Origin of the sequence: Streptomyces sp. NPDC044571 (assembly GCF_040647115.1) — a bacterium.
GTDB lineage: Bacteria > Actinomycetota > Actinomycetes > Streptomycetales > Streptomycetaceae > Streptomyces.
Genome location: NZ_JBEZBN010000066.1, coordinates 22,589 through 31,139, shown reverse-complemented (window position 1 = coordinate 31,139; position 8,551 = coordinate 22,589). Strand labels below are relative to the sequence as shown.

Annotated in this window: 6 protein-coding genes and 1 pseudogene; all 7 read right to left on the bottom strand. The window is 77.4% G+C overall.

Annotated elements, in window-relative coordinates; translation table 11 throughout:
• Positions 1-136: 136 nt before the first annotated feature.
• The 7 genes and pseudogenes from AB0B01_RS26905 to AB0B01_RS26875 all read right to left on the bottom strand — a co-directional run bounded on the left by AB0B01_RS26905 (position 137) and on the right by AB0B01_RS26875 (position 8,101).
• Complete coding sequence (locus tag AB0B01_RS26905; protein ID WP_361724174.1) at positions 137-943, bottom strand: CoA ester lyase; 807 nt, start codon at positions 941-943, stop codon at positions 137-139.
• Positions 940-2,115 (bottom strand): CoA transferase, encoded by a 1,176-nt coding sequence (locus tag AB0B01_RS26900; protein WP_361724189.1) that lies wholly within the window; start codon positions 2,113-2,115, stop codon positions 940-942. The genes AB0B01_RS26905 and AB0B01_RS26900 overlap by 4 nt, the downstream gene beginning before the upstream one ends.
• A gap of 65 nt (positions 2,116-2,180) precedes the next feature.
• Positions 2,181-3,146 carry a ribokinase gene (rbsK, locus tag AB0B01_RS26895; RefSeq protein WP_361724171.1) on the bottom strand — a complete coding sequence of 322 codons (966 nt, stop codon included), beginning with the start codon at positions 3,144-3,146 and terminating at the stop codon, positions 2,181-2,183.
• Positions 3,143-4,591 carry an ADP-ribosylglycohydrolase family protein gene (locus AB0B01_RS26890; RefSeq protein ID WP_361724186.1) on the bottom strand — a complete coding sequence of 483 codons (1,449 nt, stop codon included), beginning with the start codon at positions 4,589-4,591 and terminating at the stop codon, positions 3,143-3,145. The genes rbsK and AB0B01_RS26890 overlap by 4 nt, the downstream gene beginning before the upstream one ends.
• 615 nt (positions 4,592-5,206) lie before the next feature.
• Positions 5,207-5,467, bottom strand: a pseudogene (locus AB0B01_RS26885) (ADP-ribosylglycohydrolase family protein); the annotation flags it as partial.
• 305 nt (positions 5,468-5,772) lie between these two features.
• On the bottom strand, positions 5,773-6,915 hold the full coding sequence (locus AB0B01_RS26880; RefSeq protein WP_361724168.1) for an ADP-ribosylglycohydrolase family protein: 1,143 nt from the start codon (positions 6,913-6,915) through the stop codon (positions 5,773-5,775).
• Between the two features lie 7 nt (positions 6,916-6,922).
• Positions 6,923-8,101: an ADP-ribosylglycohydrolase family protein gene (locus AB0B01_RS26875; protein ID WP_361724183.1), complete on the bottom strand. Its 1,179-nt coding sequence runs from the start codon at positions 8,099-8,101 to the stop codon at positions 6,923-6,925.
• Positions 8,102-8,551: the final 450 nt, after the last annotated feature.

The following is an 8,551-nucleotide window of genomic DNA, read 5'->3' as shown; positions in this document are numbered from 1 at the left end:
CTCAAACAACCTATACCCACCCCCCCCTTTCTCCTTCTTGTACTCCCCGTGCCCAGACCCCCCCCCCCCCCGGGGGGCCCCCCCCCCCCCCCCGCCCCCCCCCTCTTCGTTCGGCCGCCACCACCGCCCGAGGCGGTCATTCGCGGCGGGCGAGGGCGACGATCCGTTCCGCGCCCGCCAGGACCGCCGCGTCGATGAAGCGGCCGTCCGGGAGGGCCACCGCGCCGGGGGTCCGGCGGGCGGCCGTGACGATCTCCTGCGCGGCGGTGACCTCCTCCGGTCCGGGCAGGTAGGCCTGCTCGATCACCGGCAGTTGGCGGGGGTGGATCGCCGCCCGGCCGAGGAACCCCAGTGCGCGGCCGCGGGCGCAGGAGACGGCCAGTGCCTCCAGGTCCCGGATGTCGGGGAACACCGACTGGGCGGGCGGACCCAGCCCCGCCGCGCGGGCAGCGACCACCACCCGCGAGCGCGGCCAGTCCAACCCCGCCTCCGCGGTGACACCCAGGTCCGCCCGCAGATCCGCCTCCCCGAGGGAGAGCCCGCGCAGGGCGGGGTGCGCGCGGGCGATCTCGTACGCGCGCTCCACCCCCAGCGCCGTTTCCAGCAGGGCCCACAGGGCCACCCCGCCGGTACGGTCGGCCACCGCGGCGATCTGCTCGGGGGCGGAGACCTTGGGCAGGCGCAGCCCCGCGAGCCCCCGCAGCCCGGTCATGGCGGTGAGGTCGGCGCCCGCCCAGGGGGAGTCGAGGGCGTTGACGCGCACGTGCACGGGGACCGGATGCGGTTCGGTGAGGAGCTCGGCGGTCGCGGCGCGGGCGTACTCCTTGCGCGAGGCCGACACCGCGTCCTCCAGGTCGACGATGACGGCGTCGGCACCCGAGTGCAGGGCCTTGGCGACCACGTGGGGGCGGTCACCCGGTACGTAGAGCCAGGTCAGGATCACAGGGCCCCCTCCATACGGAGTGCGCTGATCTCGGTCGCGGACAGGCCGAGTTCGGTGAGGACGGCCTCGGTGTCCGCGCCGTGCGGGCGACCCGCCCAGCGGATGGATCCGGGCGTTCCGGACAGGCGGAACAGGATGTTTTGCATGCGGAGCGGGCCCAGTTCGGGGTCGTCGACCTCGGTCACCGTGTCCAGGGCCGCGAACTGCGGATCGGCCATGATGTCCCGTACGTCGTAGACCAGCGCCACGGCGGCCTGCGCCTCCTCGAAGGCGGCGACCACGTCGTCGGCCTTGTGGCGGGCGATCCAGCCGCCGACCGCCTCGTCCAGCAGGTGCGCGTGGGCGGCCCGGCCGGAGCTGGTCGCGAACCAGGGCTCGGCGATCAGCTCGGGCCGGCCGACCAGGCGCAGGACCCGCTCCGCGATGGACTGGGCGGAGGTGGAGACGGCCAGCCAGCGGCCGTCGGCGCTGCGGTAGGTGTTGCGGGGGGCGTTGTTGGTGGAGCGGTTCCCGGTGCGGGGCTGGACGTAGCCGAGCTGGTCGTACCAGAGCGGGTGCGGGCCGAGCACGGTGAGGATCGGCTCGATGATCGCCAGGTCCACGACCTGGCCGCGGCCGGTGCGGTCGCGGCCGGCCAGGGCGGTCATCACGGCGTACGCGGTGGTCAGCGCGGCGATCGAGTCGGCGAGCCCGAACGGCGGCAGCGTCGGCGGCCCGTCCGGTTCCCCGGTGATCGCGGCGAAACCGCTCATCGCCTCGGCGAGCGTGCCGAAGCCGGGGCGGCGGGCGTACGGGCCCTGCTGGCCGAAGGCCGTGACGCGGGCCAGGATCAGCCGGGGGTTGGCGGTGGACAGCTCGGGCCAGCCGAGGCCCCATTTCTCCAGGGTGCCGGGGCGGAAGTTCTCGATCACCACGTCGGCGGTGGCGGCCAGCCGCAGCAGCGTGTCGCGGCCGCCGGGGGTGGACAGGTCCAGCGTGACCGTCCGCTTGTTCCGGCCGAGCAGCTTCCACCACAGGCCGATGCCGTCCTTGGCGGGGCCGTGGCCCCGGGAGGGGTCGGGCCGCCCGGGATGCTCGACCTTGACGACCTCGGCGCCGAAGTCTCCCAGCAGGGTGGCGGCGAGCGGCCCGGCGAAGAGCGTGGCGATGTCGAGCACGCGCAGCCCCTCCAGCGGGCCGCCGTCGGGCCGCCCCGCCCGCGGGGGCGGGCCGCCCGGGGGCTCGGCGCCGGCCGGGTTCACGAGGTGGCTCCGGGTACGGAGGAGCCGGGTGCGGAGGGGCCGGGCGCGGGCCCGGGGCCCGGGTCGTGCCCGGCCCGGGCAGCGGCGTCGATCTGGGCCTGGGTCGGCATGGAGTCCTGGGCGCCCGGGCGTTGGACCGAGAGGGCGGCTGCCGACGCGGCCCAGGCGAGGGCCTCGGGCACGGGGCGGCCCTCGCCGAGGGCGACGGCGAGCGCACCGACGAAGGTGTCCCCGGCGGCGGTGGTGTCCACGGCCCGGACCCGCGGCGCCGGCACGGTCAGCGGCTCCTGTCCGCGGGCGGCGTACAGGGACCCGGCTGCGCCGAGCGTGATGACGACCTCCGGGACCTCGTGCAGCAGCGCGGCGGCCGCCTGGTGCGGGTCGGTGAGGCCGGTCAGGGCGGCCGCCTCGTGCTCGTTGGGGACGAGCAGGTCGACCACCGCGAGGAGCTCGGCCGGCAGGGGCTGCGCGGGGGCCGGGGTGAGCACCGTACGGACGCCGTGGGCGCGGGCGGCGCGGGCCCCCGCGAGGACGGCGGACAGCGGGACTTCGAGCTGGAGCAGCAGCGAGTCGGCGGCCCCGATCCGGCTCTCGTCACCCGCCTCCAGGCCGGTGACGCGGGCGTTGGCGCCGGGGATGACGATGATGCTGTTGCCGCCCTCGTCGTCGACGGTGATGTGGGCGGTGCCGCTGGCGCCCTCCACGGTGCGCAGGGCCGCCGTCTCCACCCCGGCCTGTGCGAGCGCGGACCGCAGCCGTACGCCGAACTCGTCGGCCCCGACCGCCCCGATCATCACCACCTCCCCGCCGGAGCGGGCGGCGGCCACGGCCTGGTTGGCGCCCTTGCCGCCGGGGACGGTGCGGAACTCGCGGCCGGTGACGGTCTCCCCGAGGCGGGGGGCCTTGGCGACGTAGGCGACGAGGTCCATGTTCGTACTGCCGAGCACGGCGATGACCGTCATGAGCGTGCTGCCTCCTGTGCGGTGAGCTGGGCGAGGGTGTCGAAGCCGATGCCGTCGAAGCCGGGGACGGTGGTGGCGAGACGGTTCTTCAGCGGGGCGCTCCAGCGGTGCGGGACGGCGCCCGCGACGAGCGCGGCGAGGCTTCCGGCGGTGGCCCCGTTGGAGTCGGTGTCCCAACCGCCGGACACGGCGCGGCAGATGGAGTGGGTGAAGTCCCCGTCGGCGTGGGTGAGGGCGGCGGCGACGAGGGCGGTGTTGGGGATGGCGTGGACCCAGTGGTAGTGGCCGTGGCGGGCGTGCAGGTGGTCGACGACGCGGTCGAAGTCCGCGAAGCGCTCGGCGGCGGCGATGGCGTCGCGGACGGCCTCGGCGAGGCGTGAGCGGGGCGGTACGGCGGCCAGCCCGGCCGCGAGGGCGGTGTGGATGCCGGCCCGCCCGGTGGCGGCCTCGGCGATGGCGGCGGCGGTGAAGAGGGCGGCGTAGACACCGTTGCCGGTGTGGGTGAGGACGGCGTCCCGGTAGGCCTGCGCGGCGGCCGTCGCCGGATCGCCGGGGTTGGTCCAGCCGTGGACGTCGGCGCGGATGAGCGCGCCGATCCACTCGCGGAAGGGGTTGTGGTGGGTGGCGGTGGCGGGGGGTTCCAGCCCGAGGAGCAGGTTGCGGTACGCGATGCGCTCGGCGGTGAAGGTCCGGCCGGCGGGGAGCTCGTCGAGCCAGAGGCGGCCGACGTCGGCGGTGCTGAAGCCCTTGCCGTGGCGGCGCAGCAGGATCAGGTTCAGCAGGGGGTAGTTGAGGTCGTCGTCCTCGGGGGCGCCGTCGATGTTCTCGGCGAGGGAGGTGGGGGCGGAGCGGCGGTTCCACGGGTGGGCGGCCAGAAGCTCCGGGGGGACGCCGCGGGCGGTGAACCAGTCGTTCAGCGGCCAGTTGCCGGCGGCGCGGGCCAGGGCCCGGATCCCCTCCAGGGGCAGCTTCTCGACCGGCTTCCCGAGCACACACCCCACGGCCCGCCCCACCCACGCAGCCTCAAGCCGCCCCACCAGTCCGGTGTCCGGCCCTGTCGCGGACCGCGCGCCGGTCCGCCCCGGCATGCGGGGCGCCGGCCGTGCCGTGACCGCGGCCTGCGGCTTCGGTTCGTCGCGCCCCCGCGGGCTTGGCGCCAGCTCTGTTTCGGGTCGCCCCTGAGGGTGTGGCTCCGGCCCTGGCGTGACCGCAGCCTGCGGCTGTGCTTGGGGTCGCCCCTGAGGGTGTGGCTCCGGCCGTGCCGTGACCGCAGCTTGCGGCCCTGCTTCGGGTCGCCCCTGCGGGCTGCGTGGCGCCGGCCGCGCGTGGGGCCGCTCTGGCGGGCGTGGCCCCGGCCGTGCTTCGGGTCGGCCCTGCGGGCGTGGCGTCGGCTCTGCTGTGACCGCACTCTGCGGCCCCGGTTCGGCGCGCCCCCGCGGGCCCATCGCCGGCCCCGCTTCGGACCGCCCCTGCGGGCGGTGGGGGGCCGTCCCTGCACCGGGTCGCTTCTGCGGGCGTGGCGTCGGCCGTGCCGTGACCGCAGCCGGCGGCCCCGGTTCGGCGTGCCCTCGCAGGCCTGCCTCCGGCCCTGCTTGGGGGCCTGGCTCCAGCCCTGCCGTGACCGCAGCCTGCGGCCCTGCTTCGGGCTGCCCCTGCGGGCGTGGCGTCGGCCGTGCCGTGACCGCAGCTTGCGGCCCTGCTTCGGGTCGGCCCTGTGGGCGTGGGGTCGGCCTGGGGCGGTGCTGCGGCCGGGGGTGTGGGGCCGGTGGCGGCCCTTGCGGGGCTGCTGGCGAGGCTTCGCTGCCCGCGGCGGCGCCTGGTCCCGGGCGGGCAGACGGGGGCGCGTCAGCGAAGCGGACCACTGGGGCCGGGGGTGGCGGCGCGGCGTCGTCCAGCGCCGGACGGGCCCGGCCCTGGGCCTGGCCTGGGGAGGGGTGCCCCGGCCCGCCCGTGTCCGGAACCGGGGGCGAGCCCCCGGCCGGACCGGTCCCCGGGGCAGCGCGGTCCGCCTCGGTGGGGGTCGGGCCCGGGGCGTGGGTGGCGGCGATGGCGGGCCAGGCGGTGGGCTCGTAGCGGGACCAGGGGACCGGGAGCTGGGCGAGCTGCGTCAGGAGGCGGGTGGCCAGGGAGCGGAGCTCGGGTGGGGCCGGGGCGGGGGAGGCCCCGGCCCGGGCCGGGGCCAGGTGCCCGCCCGCCGCCTGCCAGACGCGGAGCAGCGGCTCCGCGTCCCGCCCGTCCTCGGCGGCCTGCCGCAGCTCGTGCCCGACCAGGTCCTCCGGCTGGACCCAGGTGAGCCGTACGCCCGCCCGGTCGCGCAGCACCCCCGCATCCGCCACCGCGTCGGCGTCGGCCGGCGCCGGAGCGGGAGCTGGAGCGGCCAGGGCAGCCGGGCTCGGAGCGCCGGCGCCCGGGGGTCCAGTGCCGGCCGGTACCGGTCCCGGTGCTGGAGCAGGAGCAGTGGCAGCCGAGTCGCTGGTGGCAGCGCCGCAAGCCGGTGCCGGAGCGGGGGCGGTCGGGGTCGTGGGGCCGCCTGGGGCGTGAGTGGCGTGGGCCGGACCGGCGGCCGCGAGAGCCGCGTCGGCGGCCTCCGGTGCCGGTGTCGGGGAGCCCGGGGCGGGGCGCGGCATCAGCCGGCGGTCAGGGTCGCGATGGCCGATTCGTGGGCGCGGCGGCGGTCGCGGTCCCGGGTGAAGACCTCCCGGGCCACCGCGGCCAGCGCCGCCGCCGGCGCGTGCAGGTCGAGGCGGCTGGCCTCGGCCACCTGCTTCGCCCAGGCGGCGGGGACCGCCGAGACGCCCGACAGGGCTCCCGCGACGGCCCCCGCCATGGTGGCGATGGAGTCGCAGTCGCGCCCGTAGTTGACGGCTCCGAGGACCGCGCCCTCGTACGCTCCGTCGGCGACGACCAGCATCCCGAGCGCGATCGGCAGCTCCTCGATGGAGTGCAGCCGCGACGGCCGCCGGGCCCCCAGCGACGGCTTGCGGTAGTCCGGGCCGACCGAGTCGTACGGCGCCACCGCCGCCCGCAGCGGAGCCAGCGCCGACTCGAAGTCGCGGTGGCGGCACGCCACTTCGCAGACGGCCTCGATCGCCGCCCGCGTGCCGTCCTTCGCCAGCGCGAGCGCGGTGTCGACCACCGACGAGACCGTCGCCCCGGGCAGGCACGCCGCCGCGACCGCCGCCGCGAACACCCCGGCCGCCTCCCGCCCGTACGAGGACTGGTGCGCACCGGCGATGTCCACCGCCTCCGCGTAAGCCGCCTCCGGGTGCCCGGCGTTGACGATTCCGACCGGTGCCATGTACATCGCCGCACCGCAGTTGACGATGTTGCCGCCGCCTGCCTCGCGCGGGTCCGCGTGCGCGTAGTGCAGCCGGGTGACCATCCACTTCTCGGCGAGGAAGATCCGCTGGAGCGGCAGCGCCTCGGCCTCCAGTTCCGGGATCCACCGGGGGTTGGTCATCAGGTCGGGAACCAGGTGCTCGGCGATCGCGTATGCGTCCAGGTGGTCCCGTACGGCCTCGTAGACCCTCACCAGTGCGTGCGTCATGAGGGTGTCGTCGGTGACGTGCCCGTCGCCCTTGTGGTACGGGGCGATGGGCCGGGCCGTACGCCAGTCCTCGTACCAGGGGCCGACGATGCCGTGCACGCGGCCGCCGTGCCGTTCCACGATCTGGTCCGGGGACCAGCCCTCCACCGGGCCGCCGAGCGCATCGCCGACGGCCGCGCCGACGAGGCAGCCGGCCGACCGGTCTTCGAGAGTGAGCGTCATGTCCGAATCATCCCTTGAAGGAGGTGAGTTCCGTACGAGCGAGCAGCGCGGCGAGTTCGACGAGGTCGGTGCCGGCGAGGCGGGGGAGGGCGCAGCCGGAGAGCCTGCGGCAGGCCTCGCGCCAGGCGGCGGGCAGGGAGTCGCCTCCGCCGAGGGCGCCGGTGAGCGCGCCGGCGAGGGCGGGGGCGGAGTCCGCGACCCGCGACAGGCAGGCGGCGGCCGGGACGGCCTCGACGACCCGGCCGCGGGCGGCGGTGGCGAGTGCGAGGGCGACGGGGACGGTCTCGGCCGCGGCGATGCCGTAGCTGTAGACGTGGTCCACGATCTCGTGTTCGAGGGTGGGGACGATGGCGAACGCGCCGTCGCCGTCGGTGTGGGCGCGGGCGAGCCCGACGGCGTGGCGGGCGTTGCGGCCGATCTCGGTGGCCTCGGGGAGCTGGCCGAGGGCTGCGTCGACGGCGGTGTCGGTGTCGGCGCCGGCGAGGGCGACCGCGATGGCGGCGGCCATGGCGCGGGCGCCGTGGACGCCGTCGCCGTCCTGGGTGTAGCGGGCGTCGAACTCGGCGAGGGCCGCCGCGGCGGCCGGGTCCCCGGGGTGCACGACGGCGAGGACGCAGGCGCGTACGCAGGCGGCGTCGTCGAAGTAGTGCGGGTTGTCGTGGCCGGTGGCGGGCGGGCGCAGACCGGCGGCGAGGTTGCCGAGGCCGGCCCGTACGGAGATCCGGGCGCGCAGGGGGAGGACGGCGGACTCGACCTCGGGGGCGCGTTCGGCCGCGGCGGCGACCTCGCTGGCCAGAGCGTTCCAGGCGAGGTCGATGGCGGCCCGCATACGGCGGGACCGGGACAGGTCGCTGAGCAGGACCCCGGCGGCGGTCAGGACGGACTCGGCGGCGAAGGCGGCCCATTCGGCGTCGTCGGAGGGGCCGAGGCGCAGGGGCTCGGGGGGCTGGTTGAGGGCGATGGGGACGGGGAGGGTGGTGGTGGCGTTCTGCTCGGCGAAGGTGTCGAGCTCGCGGGTGAGCCGGCGGGTCCAGTCGGGCATCCGGGCGGCCCGGTGTCGGGCGGCGGGCCACCCGGCGGCGTCGCCTGCGGCGAGCCCGAGGAGCAGTCCCTCGATCCGCCGGGCCCCTGCGGGGGGCGCTGCGGCGGTACGGACCCGCGCCGGGAGTCCCCGGCCGCCGGACACCGCGTCGCCGCCGCCCCTCGCGGGCCCGGGCACCTGCTCGATGGCCGGCCCGCCCCCGGCACGGTCTCCCGCGGCATCCCCGCCGCTGGCACCGCCTTTCGCAGGCCCGGGCACCTGCTCCGGAGCCGACCCAGCGCGGCCGCCGGCGGCACGGCCCTCGGCGGTGGGAGCCGCGGTGAGTGCCGCCGGGCGGGGCTCCGCCGGCCCTCCACCGGGGGCTGGCTCGGCCAAGACCCCAGCCGTGGCAGGCTCCGCCGGGCCTGTCCCCGGGCCGAACTCCGTCAGGTCCGCAGCCCAGGCGGGCTTCAGCGGGCCGCCCGGCGGGGCGTGCTCCGCCAACCCCCCACCCGGGCCAGGCTCCGCCGGCCCTCCACCGGGGGCCACGGTCAAGACCCCACCGGAGGCAGGTTCCGCCAGCCCTCCCGCCGGGCCGGGCTCCGCCGCGCGCCC